This is a genomic window from Pseudomonas sp. GM25, assembly GCF_000282255.1.
In the GTDB taxonomy this organism is placed as follows: Bacteria; Pseudomonadota; Gammaproteobacteria; order Pseudomonadales; family Pseudomonadaceae; genus Aquipseudomonas; species Aquipseudomonas aphyarum.
This window is the reverse complement of sequence record NZ_AKJQ01000036.1, coordinates 20,069-35,550: the sequence shown is the minus strand read 5'-3', so window position 1 is coordinate 35,550 and position 15,482 is coordinate 20,069. Positions and strand designations below refer to the sequence as shown.

General features: G+C 59.7%; 11 protein-coding genes. 7 read left to right on the top strand and 4 right to left on the bottom strand.

The window, feature by feature from the left end; genetic code table 11:
* The first annotated feature begins 178 nt into the window (after positions 1 to 178).
* On the top strand, positions 179 to 874 hold the full coding sequence (locus PMI24_RS13035; protein WP_007954568.1) for a pirin family protein: 696 nt from the start codon (positions 179 to 181) through the stop codon (positions 872 to 874).
* 61 nt (positions 875 to 935) lie between these two features.
* Here PMI24_RS13035 and pgm read toward each other — a convergent pair whose 3' ends face one another.
* The 4 genes from pgm to PMI24_RS13015 all read right to left on the bottom strand — a co-directional run bounded on the left by pgm (position 936) and on the right by PMI24_RS13015 (position 7,163).
* Positions 936 to 2,582, bottom strand: coding sequence for a phosphoglucomutase (alpha-D-glucose-1,6-bisphosphate-dependent) (pgm, locus tag PMI24_RS13030; RefSeq protein ID WP_007954566.1), 1,647 nt, complete (start codon positions 2,580 to 2,582; stop codon positions 936 to 938).
* Between the two features lie 76 nt (positions 2,583 to 2,658).
* Entirely contained in the window at positions 2,659 to 4,089 is a 1,431-nt protein-coding gene (locus PMI24_RS13025; protein WP_007954563.1) for an aminotransferase-like domain-containing protein, read from the bottom strand.
* A gap of 49 nt (positions 4,090 to 4,138) precedes the next feature.
* Complete coding sequence (locus PMI24_RS13020; protein ID WP_007954561.1) at positions 4,139 to 5,593, bottom strand: hypothetical protein; 1,455 nt, start codon at positions 5,591 to 5,593, stop codon at positions 4,139 to 4,141.
* Positions 5,594 to 6,140: 547 nt separating this feature from the next.
* Complete coding sequence (locus PMI24_RS13015; protein ID WP_007954559.1) at positions 6,141 to 7,163, bottom strand: zinc-dependent alcohol dehydrogenase family protein; 1,023 nt, start codon at positions 7,161 to 7,163, stop codon at positions 6,141 to 6,143.
* A 270-nt stretch (positions 7,164 to 7,433) separates the two neighbouring features.
* Here PMI24_RS13015 and PMI24_RS13010 point away from each other — a divergent pair, with 270 nt between their 5' ends.
* The 6 genes from PMI24_RS13010 to PMI24_RS12985 all read left to right on the top strand — a co-directional run bounded on the left by PMI24_RS13010 (position 7,434) and on the right by PMI24_RS12985 (position 15,464).
* Complete coding sequence (locus PMI24_RS13010) at positions 7,434 to 8,351, top strand: LysR family transcriptional regulator (protein WP_007954553.1); 918 nt, start codon at positions 7,434 to 7,436, stop codon at positions 8,349 to 8,351.
* Positions 8,352 to 8,485: 134 nt separating this feature from the next.
* On the top strand, positions 8,486 to 8,839 hold the full coding sequence (locus tag PMI24_RS13005) for a DUF4190 domain-containing protein (RefSeq protein ID WP_007954551.1): 354 nt from the start codon (positions 8,486 to 8,488) through the stop codon (positions 8,837 to 8,839).
* A 15-nt stretch (positions 8,840 to 8,854) separates the two neighbouring features.
* The gene (locus PMI24_RS13000) at positions 8,855 to 9,316 is read left to right on the top strand and encodes a DUF805 domain-containing protein (RefSeq protein WP_007954550.1); all 462 of its coding nucleotides are present in this window, start codon (positions 8,855 to 8,857) and stop codon (positions 9,314 to 9,316) included.
* 269 nt (positions 9,317 to 9,585) lie between these two features.
* A complete protein-coding gene (mexE, locus tag PMI24_RS12995) occupies positions 9,586 to 10,839 on the top strand; it encodes a multidrug efflux RND transporter periplasmic adaptor subunit MexE (RefSeq protein WP_007954549.1) in 1,254 nt (417 codons plus the stop codon).
* Between the two features lie 15 nt (positions 10,840 to 10,854).
* Positions 10,855 to 14,046, top strand: a complete 3,192-nt coding sequence (locus PMI24_RS12990; protein ID WP_007954548.1) for an efflux RND transporter permease subunit — start codon at positions 10,855 to 10,857, stop codon at positions 14,044 to 14,046.
* Positions 14,043 to 15,464 carry an efflux transporter outer membrane subunit gene (locus tag PMI24_RS12985; RefSeq protein ID WP_007954547.1) on the top strand — a complete coding sequence of 474 codons (1,422 nt, stop codon included), beginning with the start codon at positions 14,043 to 14,045 and terminating at the stop codon, positions 15,462 to 15,464. Before PMI24_RS12990 ends, PMI24_RS12985 begins: the two co-directional genes overlap by 4 nt.
* Positions 15,465 to 15,482 lie beyond the last annotated feature (18 nt).

The window sequence follows — 15,482 nt, the reverse complement described above, 5'->3', positions numbered from 1 at the left end:
CTGAAGGTGGGATGAGACGATTTCGAGCTTTTTTCATATCAATCGATTCGATGGGAATGCCGCACTTTTTACGCTTTTTCTCGATGATTGACTGATAGATGATGCCTGCCATCAATCACCGGTCTCGCTTCGTGGCTCAGGCATCACGCCCCATGACGAACCTTTTGAGGAGACGATCATGCTTGAACTCAGACCTTTCAGCTCGCTGGGCGGCGCCCATCACGGCTGGTTGGATGCCCATCACCATTTTTCGTTCGCCGAGTACTACGATCCGCAACGCATGAGCTGGGGCAACCTGCGCGTGTGGAACGACGACATCATTGCCGCCGGCACGGGCTTCCCTACTCACCCGCACCGCGACATGGAAATCATCACTTACGTGCGTGAAGGTGCGATCACCCACCAGGACAACTTGGGTAACAAGGGCCGCACCGAGGCTGGCGACGTGCAGGTCATGAGCGCCGGCACCGGAATCGCCCACAGTGAATACAACCTGGAAGCCACGGACACCAAGATCTTCCAGATCTGGATTCTGCCGACCGAAACCGGCGCACCACCGTCCTGGGGCGCCAAACCGTTCCCGAAAGGCGACCGCGAAGGTTTCGTGACCCTCGCCAGCGGCAAGGACGGTGACGATCAGAGCCTGCGCATCCGCGCCGATGCGCGTTTGGTGGCAGCCAATATCAAGGCCGGGGAAACCGCTGAATATCGCCTCGATGCCGGACGTCGTGCCTATCTGGTTCCGGCTACGGGTGTCATTGAAGTCAATGGTTTGCGCGCACAAGCTCGCGACGGTGTGGCGGTGGCTGATGAACAGGTGTTGACCGTCACGGCGCTGGAAGACAGCGAGATCGTGTTGGTGGATCTGGCCTGATCGGCGAATCGCGGGCACAAAAAAGGGCGACCTCAGGGTCGCCCTTTTCCGTTGTCTGGATTTATTTGGTGCTGATCGCACCGTCTACCAGAGTTTGCGCTTCGGCCACCAGTTGCTTGAGGTGGTCGTCGCCGATGAAGCTTTCGGCGTAGATCTTGTAGATATCTTCGGTGCCCGACGGACGTGCAGCGAACCAGCCGTTTTCGGTCATCACTTTCAGACCGCCAATGGCCTGATCGTTGCCTGGAGCCTTGCTGAGAATGCTCTGGATCTTCTCGCCCGCCAGTTCGGTCGAGGTGACCTGCTCTGGCGACAGCTTGCTCAGCAGCGCTTTCTGCTCAGGATTGGCCTTGGCGTCGACACGCACCGAGAACGGCTCGCCCAGCTCATCAGTCAGTGCACGGTAGGCCTGGCTTGGGTCGCGGCCGGTGCGGGCGGTCATTTCGGCAGCCAACAGGGCTGGAATCAGACCGTCCTTGTCGGTGCTCCAGACACCGCCGTCCTTGCGCAGGAACGAGGCGCCGGCGCTTTCTTCGCCGCCAAAACCCAGCGAGCCGTCGAACAGGCCATCGGCAAACCATTTGAAGCCGACCGGTACTTCGTACAGGCGACGGCCCAGACGCATGGCCACGCGATCGATCAGGCCGCTGCTGACCACGGTTTTACCCACGGCTGCGTCGGCACGCCATTGCGGACGGTTCTGGAACAGGTAGTCGATCGACACCGCCAGGTAGTTGTTCGGTGCCAGCAGGCCGCCGGACGGTGTGACGATGCCGTGACGGTCGTGATCCGGGTCGCAGGCGAACGCCACGTCAAAGCGCTCTTTCAGACCGATCAGGCCTTGCATGGCATGGCTGGACGATGGGTCCATGCGGATCTGCCCGTCCCAGTCGACGGTCATGAAGCGGAACGTCGAGTCGACTTCCTTGTTCACCACGTCCAGGTCAAGACGATAGTGCTCGGCAATCGCCGACCAGTAGCGCACCCCTGCTCCGCCCAGCGGATCGACACCCAGGCGCAGTTTGGCGCCGCGAATGGCATCGAAGTCGATGACGTTGATCAGGTCGGCGACGTAGGTGTTGACGTAGTCGTGACGGTGGGTGGTTTCGGCCTTGAGCGCTTGGTCGTAGCTGATGCGTTTGACGCCGGCCAGTTTGTTGGCCAGCAGTTCGTTGGCCTTGGCTTCGATCCACTTGGTGATGTGAGTGTCGGCCGGGCCGCCGTTGGTTGGGTTGTACTTGTAGCCGCCGCTTTGTGGCGGGTTGTGCGATGGGGTGATGACGATGCCGTCGGCAAGCCCCGTGGTGCGACCACGGTTGTAGCAAAGAATGGCGTGAGAAACCGCCGGGGTCGGCGTGTATTCATCGCCTTCGGCGATCATTACGGTCACGCCGTTGGCCGCCAGTACTTCCAGGGCGCTCGCCCCGGCCGGGGTCGACAGCGCATGCGTGTCAATGCCGACGAACAGCGGCCCGGTGATGCCCTGGGCTTCGCGATACAGGCAGATCGCCTGGCTGATGGCCAGAACGTGCCACTCGTTGAAACTCAAATCAAAGGAACTGCCCCGGTGCCCGGAGGTGCCGAACGCCACGCGCTGGGTGGAAACCGAGGCGTCGGGTTGACCGGTGTAATACGCCGTAACCAGTCGCGGGATGTCGACCAACAATTCTGCCGGTGCCGGTTTGCCCGCAAAAGGACTGAGTGTCATGCAAAACCTCTGAAATAGAGTGGTTCAGGAAATTACACCGGAGTTTACTGGCAGTTTGTCCGGAGTGCGATGGGGTCTATTGCGTACAAGCCGAGTGTTTTCGCGCATCTGTCCGCGGAGCCAGTCGCAACGCATCCCCAAGCAGTCCGACAAGTCTTAACAACTCGTGTTCCGTACCACCAATCGCGCTCAAACGCATGTGCTGCGCGTGCAACCCTCTGAGACTGAACAACTCCCCCGGTGCAATCAGCACATGTTGCTTGAGCAGCCGCTGAAACACCGCGTCCATCACGACCGGGCGCGCAGAATGCAGCCAGATCGTCGCACCGCCCTCAGGTTCGATGACGTGCAGAATGTCCCCCAGACGTTCGCGTATCAAATCGATCCATTGCGTTCGGCGTTCCCTGAGCAAGCGCTTGAGCACCGGCAGATGCTGGTCGACCCGCCCGCTCGCGTAGAGTCGGGCGATCGCTTTCTGGCGGATTGGTGAAAGGCGAAACGAACGCAACAGGAAGTGACGCTGCAGGTCCGCGCGCCATTGCCGCGACAGGACAAAACCATAGGGCGCCTCGACCCCGATGACTTTTTCGAACATGGAAAACACCAGCAGACGGTCGGGATCCACCAACTCGCGCAGCGGTTCCCCTTCGGCGTCGTCCAGCAAGTCGCCGTGGCAGTCATTTTCGAGCAACCAGGTGCCATGACTCAGCAGCAAATGCGCAATGGCCTCACGGCTGGCCGGCGGGATACGACTCCCGTGGGGCATGTTCAATCGGGAGGACAGCAGGATCAATCGCACCCGCTCGCTTTCAAGCAGTCTCTGGAGTTTCTGCGGATCGAATGCCCCGTCTGGCTGCAGCGGCAACTCGATCACCTGAACCTCGGCGGACTGAAACAAGCGCAGGATCATCCAGTCGCAAGGCGATTCGATCACCACGGTCGCGTGGCGCAGCTCAAGGACGGCGATCAGGATTTCCAGCACTCCTCGCAGATCGGCACCGATGTAGACATCTTCGGCGTGCCAGCAATGGGCGGCCGATGACGTGTAGCGGGCCGCCAGCAGCGTGCGCAGCTCCAGCTCGCCGCAAGGCTGGGCCGGCGTTTGCAGGTGTCGGGGATACTGGCGCAACAACTCTCGTTCAAGCATCAGCAAGGGGCGATCGAGGGGCTGGATCGACGCCGGCTCATCGGCGCTCAATACCTGCATGCCACTGCATCTGGCATTGACGTACACCGTTTCCAGCAAATCACCGCCGCGCCCGGGCGACATGACCGACGATGTAGGCTGCGCGAAATATCCGGATTTGGCCACGGAATAGACCCGGCCTTCTTTCTCCAGCAGTGCGTAGGCGTATTGAATGGTCGAGATCGACACGTTCAACCGCTCGGCCAACTGCCTCAACGATGGCAGTCGAATCGCTCCCTGGTTGCCCGGCTCACTGATCAGTTGCGTCAGGTAGCGATAGACCGCCTGGTAGGCAAAATCAGATTCTCTCGGCTCACTCATGAGCGTACGTCCGCATAGACGTCCGTGTGATCGGGCAGCAAAATCCCATTCAACCTTCCGCCGAGCGGTCGCCAAGAGTCACCTCGCGCTCGGGCAACTCCTGCGCTTGTGCGACGTGCTCGCCTGTCCGGACAGCCCCCATTGCATACAACCGGCAGATCAGTCGCAGTGGCAAGCCGCTGACATCGGTCATCCATTGCAAGACCTGCTCCGGTGCGTGCAGGCCCTGCATGGCGCGGTGCAGGTCCGGCATGGCGACCAGCATCCCCGGATGACAGGTGCGCAGGAATCGCTCGAGACCGGCACCGGCATCGTTGAAGGGAGCGAACAGCAGGCACACCAGTTGCGACTCGTTGAGGCCGAGATTCTTTTGCAGGGACGACGCAGCCAGCGACCGTTGCTCGGCTAGATCGCAAGAGTTGCCGAATGTGGAGACAAAACGTTCGCAAACCTGCTCTGGCGTGTTTCTGCGGCGCATCGTCGCCAGGCATTGCTGCAGATAGTCCGATACGCCGGTTTCATAGGTCCGGCCTTCGGTGTAACTGGCCTGCAAACCTTTCAGGAACGCACCGACCAGGGGATCAGCGCACTCGCCGGTGCGCGCTTCAAGCATCAGATCGTCGGCCTGAAACCCGAGGAAATCGCTGAGCAAGGGCCAGCGTTCCTCCATTTTGCCGACGACCATATCGTCGATACCGATATAGCTGGTGCGACGACAGGCTTCGAACTCGCCGAGGGGGCGCCAAGGCACCCGATCGTCTTGCGAGTAGAGTTCGCGATAACAATCGCCGCCGAGGCTGTCGAGCAGACTGAACAGCTCATCGAACCCTCCGCCCTTTCGCGACAACTCGCCAATCCCGACCTTGCGCACTGCCCTGTCCAGACCATCGAGAAACTGCTCCTGACGGCGCGCGTTGTCGCTGCTGATCAAGGCATCGACACCATTGCTCCATCGGGCGACCTGGCCATAGAACTCAGCGGTGGTCAGATACTGGTCATCCCACAATGTCAGATCCTCATCCCATTCACGGCGATGCCCCACCATCAGTAGGTCGAGTCTGCCGGCCTCGCGCCCATCATCACAAATGGGCGCCAGATGGTTGAAAGGCAGGATTTCCCGATGATCGACCATCAACAACTCGACCCTCGGGTCATCATGCAGAAACAGTGCACTGAAACTGCGATGCAGGTTGTGCAACGCCGAAGCCGGTACGCCGTTGCACCGCAGGGTCGCGACTCTCAACTGAAACGTGGCAGGTGCGCGGCCGGCGATGCTCAACTGCGCCGCGCGCAACAGGGCCAGGCTGTAGCAACAGTCGCGTGTGCCGGATTGAATCACCAACACCTTGAATTCACCGATGCGATCCATGCCCCCGGCAGCGACCGCCAGACGCTGGATCAACAGCTGCAATGCCGTGCGCTCGGCCCGGGAAAAGAAACTCAGCAGTCGTTGCAGAACTTGCTGGTAGACATAGTTCATTGCCTGATCATGGATCGTGCTCATCAGTACTTCACCCGGTATCAAAGGTTTTATATCGCGCGGCCAAAAATGGCGGACGCGCAATCATTCTTCATTAATTAATAGACGCTTAAATGCTAACACTTATGTTTTTGTAGTTATTTGAAACAGTTGAGCGCATGGCATTTAAGAATCACGATCGGCATGGCTGAAAGCCCCGTCGCTGCTGGACTCCTCGCAAGGCAGGGTTTTCCTAGGAAACTTCTTACAAGCCCCTGCACATAATGAGCACAAGAAAAAAAGAAGGGATTACATGGCAGCCCTACAAACTTTAAACAGAAGTTTGAGGTGCGATGATAAACAGCCGTTTGATACTGCACAGAACAAATAGAATGCACAGACATAGCTCATTCCTTGAGATGAAAGTAGTCATTCAATTATCAGGGTCTGGAGGGCAATTAGAAGATACAGATCGAGAGCAAAAACCAGTTCAGTTGCTGAACGTCCCCAGGCGTCTGACCCAGGGGTTTCTCGATATCTGAAGGATTAAACGCACAAGAGTCCGTGGGGCCACGGACTCTGAATGGAAAGGTCAGGCAGTTTCGATTTGCAGGGCAACCCGCTCGCGACATGGGCATTCGTCCATGTAGCGGTGAGCTTCGACAAACTCGTTGAACGGAAACACACGAGTCTTGAGCGGCAGCAGCACACGGTCGGCAGTGAGCTGGTTGATATCACGCAAGGCACGTTGCAAGGCGACGTGATCCTGAACGATGCCGAGCTCCGGCTTGCCGGTGAAGTTGCCGATGCAATGCACGAAGAACTGAATGTTCTTCTGGAACGCTGCGCAGGCCGGGAATGGCGTCTGGTTGCCGCCCTGCAGGCCGTACAGCACCAGGCTGCCACGCGGTGCCAGCACATCGCCGAGCAGCGACATCTGTGGCCCGCCTAGACCGTCGAACACCACGTCGACACCGCGGTTGTCGGTGATCTTGTTGATCCGCATCAACAGGTCTTCTTCTTCGGTGACGATCACTTTCTCGGCACCGAGAGACAGCAGGTACTCACGCTCCTCTGCCGTTTTGGTGGCAGCAATCACCCGCACACCCAGCGCCTTGCCCAACTGGACGAAGGACGGACCGGCACAGTGGCTGGCGTCGGTCACCAGGGCGAACTGCCCGGGTTTGACCCGTGCCAGATCAACGTAACCGAAATAGGCGATCAACAGCGGCGTGTAATGCACGCTGGCTTCAATCGGGCTGAGCACGTCGGGATAACGGGTCAGCGCGGTGCGCGGCAGAACGATCAGTTCGCCATAGACCGGGTAATCATTGGGGCTCTCGGCCGGGAAGCTAGCCACCTTGTCGCCCACGGCCAGATCTTCGACGCCGTCGCCGATGGCCGTGACCACGCCGGCCATTTCATGACCGAGGCCGGAAGGCAGACGCGCCTGGGACGACGCCAGATTCTGGCGCCAGAGCGTGTCATACCAGCTGATGCCGATCGCCTCGACACGCACCTGCACTTCGCCAGGACCTGGCTGAGCAGCCGCATGCTCTTCGCATTTGAGCACCTCGGCTGGACCAAACTTGTGAAAACGGATCGTGCGGGACATCGCAAACCTCGTCAAAGTAACCTCTAATGCCATGAACTCTATCTGGGCTTTCCAGCCAAGACTATCAGTGGCTATTAATAGTCGACATGCCTGTCATTGATTCCGCAGCATGGTCAGCATTGAGAAAATCCATGAAAAAACTGCTGCCGCCTTCTCAGTAAAGCTGAATTACCCGGTGCAGACTACCAGCCTTTCCCCGTAAGATTCATGCCGGCCATTGTTCTCATATGGTCGCTCTCGTCAAGCTTGATGACTCTGCCAGGACTCCAGATGAATCGTAATGACCTGCGTCGTGTCGACCTCAACCTGTTGATCGTGTTCGAAACGCTGATGCATGAGCGCAGCGTGACCCGTGCGGCGGAAAAGCTGTTTCTCGGCCAGCCGGCGATCAGCGCCGCGCTTTCTCGCCTGCGCGGCCTGTTCGACGACCCTTTGTTTGTGCGCACCGGGCGCAGCATGGAGCCGTCCGCCCGCGCGGTGGAAATCTTCGCCTTGCTCTCCCCGGCCCTCGACTCGATTTCGACGGCCGTCAGCCGCGCAGCGGAATTCGACCCGGCGACCAGCACTTCGGTGTTCCGCATCGGTCTGTCGGACGACGTCGAATTCGCGCTGCTGCCAATGCTGCTCAAGCGCCTGCGCGCCGAAGCGCCCGGCATCGTCCTGGTGGTGCGCCGCGTCAACTACATCCTGATGCCCGGCCTGCTCGCCTCCGGCGAAATCTCCATCGGCGTCAGCTACACCACCGACCTGCCGGCCAACGCCAAACGCAAAGTCCTGCGCCGTAGCGCACCCAAATTGCTGCGCGCCGATACTGTGCCGGGGCCGTTGAGCCTGGACGATTACTGCGCCCGACCGCATGCGCTGGTGTCGTTTGCCGGCGACCTCAGTGGTTTCGTCGATGAAGAGCTGGAAAAACTCGAGCGTAAACGGCACGTGGTACTGGCGGTGCCGCAGTTCAACGGACTGGGGACGCTGCTGGCGGGCACCGATATCGTCGCGACCGTCCCCGATTACACGGCGGACGCGCTGACGGCGGCTGGTGGTCTGCGCGCCGAAGATCCACCGTTGCCGACACGCACGTTTGAACTGCATATGGCGTGGCGTGGGTCGCAGGATAACGATCCGGGTGAGCGGTGGCTGCGGTCGCGGATTCAGATGTTTTTTGGGGATCCGGATAGCCTTCAGTAGCGCAAGACCTGATTTTCCCGGCGAGCGATGCGGATACTGGCAAAGTGCCTAATGACAAATCCGGTAATAAAGTTTAATTTACCGCCGCCCGGACCGATGGAGGGTCGGGCATTCGCACTCAGTTAAGGAAAACGATGGCAATGGTCTATTGTCGTGCTTGCGCCAAGGAGCTTCACGAAACGGCGCTCACTTGCCCCCAATGCGGGGCCGCCCAACAGGCCTCCGTGCCGCAAACGCAAACGCAAGCCGAAATGCCTTGGCTGGCCATCGTTTCGTTGATCCTCGGAATTATCAGCGCACTCACCCTGTTTGATGATTCCGAATGGGACAGGGACGCGATTGTCGGTGTGGGTATTCTCAGCATCGCGGGCCTCACTTGCGGCATTGTCTGCATCAACCAAAAACATCCAGGAAGAAACCTCGCGATCGCCGGCATTATTCTGTCCGGTCTTACTGCGTTCGTTGTGTCCTGCCTATCGATTGAATAATTTTAGGGAAAAAATATGAGCATGGTTTTCTGCCGCGGTTGCGCGAAGGAAATAAGCACCCTGGCCTTGGCTTGTCCGCAGTGCGGGGCGCCTCAGGCGACCCAACAGGCCCAACCGACCTATGCAAGCGGGCCGGCCATCACGACGGGTAACCCATACGTCGAAGCACTGAAGAATTTCGCGGAATTCAAAGGGCGCGCCACCCGCCGTGAATACTGGATGTTTATTCTGATCAACATGGGTATCTGCATTGTCATCGGTGTTCTCGATGCGATGCTCAATACCAAGGGCGTCCTTTACAACCTTTACAGCTTGGTGATGTTGTTGCCGAGTATCGCGGTAGGTGTACGCCGCATGCACGACACTGACCGCAGCGGCTGGTGGTTGCTGTTGCCGATCGTCAACCTGGTGTTCCTGGTGCAAGACAGCCAGCCAGGTCCGAACCGCTTCGGCCCGAACCGCAAAGGCATCAACTGAGTCAGCCTGCACTACGTTGATCGAGACGGCCGCCATGGCCGTCTCTTTGTTTTCGCGACCAACATTTAATCGTCTGAATTCTTGCTCGCCGCGCAACACAGCTTTGTCATCAGCCCAATTGATAGCCCCCTAACGAAAGGCGCATGCTAGAGGGCTTCGCTCGGGCTTATATCATTCCGAATGATAGTTACCTTCGTGTCATTCGATTCGTTTGCCATCTACCCGCCGAGCATCATCCGCCCATCTTCAATACATTGGCGGATGCATCCATGGAACAATCACTCAAACATTTGCGCTTCCCGTTGGCTATGTTGGCCGTGCTGGTGATGAGCGCCTGCGGCAAGACTCCGGAGACCGCCGCCACCATGCCTGCTGCCAAAGTCAGCGTGGCCAAGGTGCTGGAACAACCGGTCAACGAGTGGGACGAATTCACCGGGCGTCTCGAGGCGCCGGAAACCGTTGAAATCCGTCCGCGGGTGTCAGGCCAGATCGACGAAGTCGCCTTCACCGAAGGTGCGCTGGTCAAGAAAGGCGACCTGCTGTTCCAGATCGACCCGCGTCCGTTCCAGGCCGAGGTCCGCCGCCTCGAAGCTCTGGTAGCCCAATCCCGCGCCAATGCCACCCGCAGTGAAAACGAAGCCGGCCGTGGCGAACGCCTGCGTGCCAGCAACGCCATCTCCGCCGAACTGGCCGACTCGCGCACCAGCGCTGCCCAAGAAGCCCGTGCTGCTGTCGGCGCGCTGCAAGCGCAACTGGATCTGGCCAAACTGAACCTGAGCTTCACCCGCGTCACTGCGCCAATCAGCGGCCGCGTCAGCCGTGCCGAGATCACCGCCGGTAACCTGGTGACCGCCGACACCACTGCGCTGACCAGCGTGGTTTCCACCGACAAGGTCTACGCCTATTTCGACGCCGACGAGCGTGTGTTCCTCAAATACACCCAACTCGCCCGTCAGGGTCAGCGCGGTGCAACCACCCCGGTGTACATGGGCCTGTCCAATGAAGACGGCAACCCGCACCTGGGTCAGATGAACTTCGTCGACAACCAGGTCAACCCGAAAACCGGCACCATCCGTGGTCGCGCCGTGTTCGACAACAGCGACGGTACCTACACCCCGGGTCTGTATGCACGCCTGAAACTGGTCGGCAGCGGCACCTACAACGCCATGTTGATCAATGATGAAGCGGTCGGTACCGACCTCGGCAAGAAGTTCGTGCTGGTGATGGATGGCGACAACAAGACCGCCTACCGCGCCGTTGAACTCGGTCCGAAGATCGAAGGCCTGCGTATCGTGCGCAGCGGCCTGAACAAGGACGACACGATTATCGTCAAGGGTCTGCAACGGGTTCGTCCTGGCTCCCCGGTTTCGCCTGAAGTGATCCCGATGGCCAGCGAGCAAACCATTGCCGCTCTCGCTCAACAACGACAAGCGCTGGAAGCCAGCAACCTGCCCAAAGTCGCACCTGCCAAAGGTGCGCCGGGTTCGGTTGTGAAACTGGCTGCTGCGACCCCACGCGGTTAAGGGACGACAACTCCGATGAATTTTTCCCAATTCTTCATTTCACGGCCGATCTTCGCAGCGGTGCTGTCGCTGTTGATCCTGATCGCCGGTGCGATTTCGCTGTTCCAGTTGCCGATCAGCGAATACCCGGAAGTCGTGCCACCGACCGTGGTGGTGCGTGCCAACTTCCCGGGCGCCAACCCAAAAGTCATCGGTGAAACCGTGGCGGCTCCGCTGGAGCAGGCCATCACCGGCGTCGAGAACATGTTGTACATGTCCTCGCAGTCCACCGCTGACGGCAAGATCACCCTGACCATCACCTTCGCCCTGGGTACCGACCTGGACAACGCGCAGGTGCAAGTTCAGAACCGCGTGACCCGGACCGAGCCGAAACTTCCAGAAGAAGTGACGCGCATCGGTATCACCGTCGACAAGGCTTCGCCCGACCTGACCATGGTTGTGCACTTGACCTCGCCGGACAAACGCTACGACATGCTGTACCTGTCCAACTACGCGATCCTCAACATCAAGGATGAGCTCGCTCGCCTCGGTGGTGTCGGTGACGTGCAGCTGTTCGGTATGGGCGACTACTCGCTGCGTGTATGGCTCGACCCGAACAAGACCGCTTCGCGCAATCTGACCGCGACTGATGTGGTGACCGCGATTCGTGAGCAGAACCGTCAGGTGGCCGCCGGCCAACTGGGCGCGCCCCCTGCCCCGAATGCCCAGAGCTTCCAGTTGTCGGTCAACACTCAGGGCCGTCTGGTCTCCGAGGAAGAGTTCGAGAACATCATCATTCGCGCTGGCGACAACGGTGAAATCACGCGTCTGAAGGACATCGCCCGCGTCGAACTGGGTTCCAGTCAGTACGCCCTGCGTTCGTTGCTGAACAACCAGCCGGCCGTAGCGATCCCGATCTTCCAGCGTCCTGGCTCCAACGCCATAGAAATCTCGAACGAAGTTCGCGGCAAGATGGAAGAACTGAAGAAAAGCTTCCCGCAAGGCATGGACTACAGCATCGTCTATGACCCGACGATCTTCGTGCGCGGCTCCATCGAGGCGGTGGTTCACACCCTCTTCGAAGCACTGATCCTCGTGGTTCTGGTAGTGATTCTGTTCCTGCAGACCTGGCGCGCCTCGATCATTCCGTTGGTGGCGGTGCCGGTATCGTTGATCGGTACGTTTGCGGTGATGCACCTGTTCGGCTTCTCGCTCAACGCCCTGTCGCTGTTCGGCCTGGTACTGGCGATCGGTATTGTGGTGGACGACGCCATCGTGGTGGTGGAGAACGTCGAGCGGAACATTGAACTGGGGCTCAACCCCTTCGATGCGACCAAAAAGGCCATGGGTGAAGTGACCGGCCCGATCATTGCCACGGCGCTGGTGCTGTGTGCGGTGTTCGTTCCGGCGGCATTCATCTCGGGCCTCACCGGCCAGTTCTACAAGCAGTTCGCACTGACCATCGCGATCTCGACCGTGATCTCGGCCTTCAACTCGCTGACCCTGTCGCCAGCGCTGGCCGCTGTGTTGCTTAAAGGTCACGACGCACCGAAAGACCGCTTCTCGCGAGTGCTGGACAGGATCTTCGGTGGCTGGCTGTTCCGTCCGTTCAACCGTTTCTTCGACCGCGCCAGCCATGGATACGTCGGTACCGTGCGCCGGGTCATCCGTGGCAGCGGCATCGCCCTCTTCCTGTACGCAGGTCTGATGGTGCTGACCTTCTTCGGTTTCTCCAGCACGCCGACCGGTTTCGTACCCGGCCAGGACAAGCAATACCTGGTGGCCTTCGCGCAACTGCCGGACGCCGCCAGCCTGGATCGTACCGAAGACGTGATCAAGCGCATGTCCGACCTGGCACTGAAACAGCCTGGCGTGGAAAGCGCCGTAGCGTTCCCGGGCCTGTCGATCAACGGGTTCACCAACAGCCCGAACGCCGGCATCGTGTTCGTGACCCTGAAACCGTTCGACGAGCGTAAAGACCCGAGCATGTCCGCCGGTGCGATTGCCGGTGCCTTGAACGGCCAGTACGCCGGGATTCAGGAAGCCTACATGGCGATCTTCCCGCCGCCGCCGGTACAAGGCCTGGGCACCATTGGTGGTTTCCGCCTGCAAATCGAAGACCGGGGCAACCTGGGCTACGAAGAGCTGTACAAGGAAACCATGAACATTATTGCCAAGAGCCATAACGTTCCGGAACTGGCCAACCTGTTCACCAGCTACACCGTGAACGTGCCGCAGGTCGATGCCGCCATCGACCGCGAAAAAGCCAAGACCCACGGCGTGGCCGTCAGCGACATCTTCGACACCCTGCAGATCTACCTGGGTTCGCTGTATGCCAACGACTTCAACCGCTTCGGTCGTACCTATCAGGTCAACGTTCAGGCAGAGCAACAGTTCCGCCTCGAATCCGACCAGATCGGCCAGCTGAAAGTACGCAATAACAAAGGCGAAATGATCCCGCTGGCGACCTTCATCAAGGTCAGCGACACCTCGGGCCCGGATCGCGTGATGCACTACAACGGCTTCATCACCGCTGAGATCAACGGTGCGGCAGCTCCGGGCTACAGCTCTGGCCAGGCCGAAAAAGCCATCGAGAAACTGCTCAAGGATGAACTTCCGAACGGCATGACTTACGAGTGGACCGACCTGACCTACCAGCAGATTCTGTCCGGCAACACTGCGCTGTTCGTGTTCCCGCTCTGCGTATTGCTGGCGTTCCTGGTGCTCGCGGCTCAATACGAAAGCTGGAGCCTGCCACTGGCGGTGATCCTGATCGTACCGATGACCCTGCTGTCGGCCATCACCGGTGTGATCATCTCTGGCGGCGACAACAACATCTTCACCCAGATCGGCTTGATCGTACTGGTGGGACTTGCCTGTAAGAACGCGATTCTGATCGTCGAGTTCGCCAAGGATAAGCAGGAAGAAGGCCTCGATCCGCTGGCCGCTGTACTGGAAGCCTGCCGTCTGCGTCTGCGGCCAATCCTGATGACCTCGTTCGCGTTCATCATGGGGGTGGTGCCACTGGTGTTCTCCAGCGGTGCCGGTGCCGAGATGCGTCATGCCATGGGTGTGGCAGTGTTCTCCGGGATGCTCGGTGTGACCTTCTTCGGTCTGCTGCTGACCCCCGTGTTCTATGTGCTGATCCGCAACTTCGTGGAGCGCAGCGAAGCGCGCAAAGCGGCCAAGGCGCAAAATCTTCAAAAGCCACTGGAGGCGCACCAATGAGTCTGAAAGTCTTCCTGCCGAGCCTGCTGGTGCTGGCCCTGAGTGCCTGCGCCGTCGGCCCTGACTACAAGACCCCGACGACGGAGGCGGCGAACATCACGTCCGCCACCGACGGCGCCGCCGGCCAGAAGAACTTCGACCGTTCGAAATTCGAAGGCATCTGGTGGCAGCAGTTCGACGATCCGACTCTCAACCAGTTGGTGACTCAATCGCTGCAAGGCAACCGTGAACTGCGCGTGGCATTCGCCCGCTGGAAAGCCGCCCGGGCGATCCGCGATGACGCCAGCAACGACGCGATGCCGACCATCACCAGCCGCGCCAGCAGCGACTTGGCCAAAGGTCAGATTCCTGGCCAGACCACCAAACGGGTCAATAGCGAACGCTACGACCTGGGTCTGGACATGGCCTGGGAGCTGGACCTGTTCGGACGCATCCAGCGCAATCTGGAAGCCAGCGACGCCGACCAGCAAGCGGCCGAAGCCGATCTGTACCAACTGCAAGTCACCATGATTGCCGAACTGGTGGACGCTTACGGTCAACTGCGCGGCGCTCAATTGCGGGAAAAGATCGCCCTGGCCAACCTGAACAACCAGCAGGAGTCGCGCAAGATCACCATCAGCCTGCGTGACGCCGGCGTTGGCGATCAGCTCGATGTTGAACGGGCCGATGCCCGTCTGGCGTCGGTCGAAGCCAGTGTGCCGCAGTTGCAGGCGGAACAGGCGCGGCAGAAAAACCGCATCGCCACCCTGCTGGGTGAACGTCCGGACAAACTGACCGTCGACCTGAGCCCGAAAGACCTGCCAGCGATTGCCAAGGCCTTGCCGATCGGTGATCCGGGTGAACTGCTGCAGCGTCGTCCGGACATCCTCAGCGCCGAACGCAAACTGGCGTCGGCCACGGCGCGTATCGGTGTGGCCAAGGCCGACCTGTTTCCTCGGGTCAGCCTCAGCGGTTTCCTCGGCTGGACGGCCGGGCGTGGTTCGCAGATCGGTTCCTCGGCGGCCAACGCCTGGGCACTGGGCCCGAGCATCACCTGGGCAGCGTTCGACCTTGGCAGCGTGCGGGCCCGTTTGCGCGGCGCCGATGCCGATGCCGAAGGCGCACTGGCGACCTACGAGCAGCAAGTATTGCTCGCGCTGGAAGAGTCGGAAAACGCCTTCAGTGATTACGGCAAACGTCAGCAACGTCTGATCTCGCTGATCCGTCAGAGCGAGTCGAGCCGCAAGGCCGCTGACCTCGCCGAGATTCGCTACCGCGAAGGCACCACCGATTTCCTGGTGTTGCTCGACGCCCAGCGTGAACGTTTGAACGCCGAAGACAGCCAGGCCCAGGCCGAAGTGGATCTGTATCGCGGCATCGTCGCGATCTACAAGGCCCTAGGTGGCGGTTGGCAGCCAGAGACGGTCGCCAGCAAGTAACATTTTTTTAAAGAGCTC